The sequence below is a fragment of the Mesorhizobium sp. PL10 genome (assembly GCF_053714315.1).
Genome location: NZ_JBSKBR010000129.1, coordinates 1 through 1,520 on the forward strand (window position 1 = coordinate 1; position 1,520 = coordinate 1,520).

At 63.0% G+C, this 1,520-nt stretch carries 1 protein-coding gene; it reads right to left on the minus strand.

Annotated elements, in window-relative coordinates:
• Positions 1 to 7: 7 nt before the first annotated feature.
• Entirely contained in the window at positions 8 to 1,453 is a 1,446-nt protein-coding gene (locus tag ACWGTO_RS33390) for an IS4 family transposase (RefSeq protein ID WP_454578941.1), read from the minus strand.
• Positions 1,454 to 1,520 lie beyond the last annotated feature (67 nt).

The following is a 1,520-nucleotide window of genomic DNA, read 5'->3' on the forward strand; positions in this document are numbered from 1 at the left end:
CTTTCTATTACCCACATCGTCGGCGTGTTCCGATGGATATGCCGAAGGCGATGTCATTGAGGCGGGTCAAGCCTCGCCAGACAACCATATTTCCAGGTGGCGGATCGTGGTTGCGAGCGAGGTAGCCGCCGAGCATGGCGAGCTGGAGCAGATAAGTGGCGAGGGTCCTGCGCAGGATGCGCGGCTTGTCGCGCGCCGCGTCGATGTCGTCAAGCGTCGCGATTTCTGCCGGAGTGAGGACTGTCTCAGGATCGGCCTCGGGCTTTGCTCGTGCGGACATGGTAAGAAAGAATATCCGCCAACTGACCACCGCGATGAGGGCGAGGAACTTCGCCAGCCGCTCGGCGGTCTCGAGCCTCGCCTCCTCGGCGCGGCAGCCAGACTTCATGACCTTGTGGAACACCTCCGCCTTCCAGCGCAAGGCGTACCATTCAAGCTTCTCGACCGCGGCTGCGAGATCGGCGACCGGCAGATTGGTCACCAGTTTCCAGTCGATCGGCGGACGGTTCGCCGGCGGGTCGATCTCAAAAGCGTGGATGTAGGTGAGAAGCTGAGGACTATAGCGCTTGCGCTTACCGACGGGCGGCAAGGTCTCGATAGCGGCAAACTTCACATGTGCGCACGCCGTCTCGCCCTGGCCGATCTTGACGCAATGGCGTCCCGCCCAGGGCACGGCCGAGAGCTGGGCAAAGACCCGATGCGCCCCATGCTGCGGTTCTGCGTCGGTGGGTGCAGCGGCTAACCGATTGGTCTGCACCCGCACGAGAAAGCGTGTGCCAAGGTCCTGTGCGAGGCAGAAAAGTTCGTAGATGTCGCTCTCGCGGTCGGCTACATGCACGCAGCGTTCCGGCGCGCCGACGAGCGCCATCGACTGGCGCAGGTTTTCCAGCCAACGATAGCTTTCCTTCGTCTCGATCGGCACACGCGTGGGATTTACATGCCGCTTAAGCGTCCAGGTTCCCTTGAACTTCGTGCGTGTCCAGAACTTCGCCGCCGTCAGCCCAAGCGGCGTCCCGCTCAGGGTCACCGCCAAGCTCGAATGCATCAGCACCCCGCACAAGGTCACCACATTGGGTTGACCCGCCTTATAATGCCCGGCGTTGATGGTCCTGGTGAAGCCGATCTTGTCCGGTCGCGCGCGGCTGTAGATGAACTCCGTGGTGTCCTGCAGGATGAGGATCGGTCCCTCACTCGCCGCGCAGCGCATGGCGGCCGCTGCAAAATGGCCGGCCAGGATACCATGCTCGGTGATCCGTGGGTTGTCGAAGAACCGGTAGGCGGCCTTCGTCGCTGCCCAGTCGCCGCACGCTGCCGGGACTGACTGGCCCGGCGCTGCCGATATCTGATCAAGCAGGCGGCGCAACCGCCGCGCCAGGCGCTTGTCCGGCAGCCCCGCCGAAACGACTTCATCGTCGAGCCGGCCTTTGCCGCCGGCTTTCGTAGCACCGCTCATCTGTGACGCCTCCATGATTCGGCGTCACAGACAGAATCATGGAAGATTCAACGGGTGCAAATCGCCC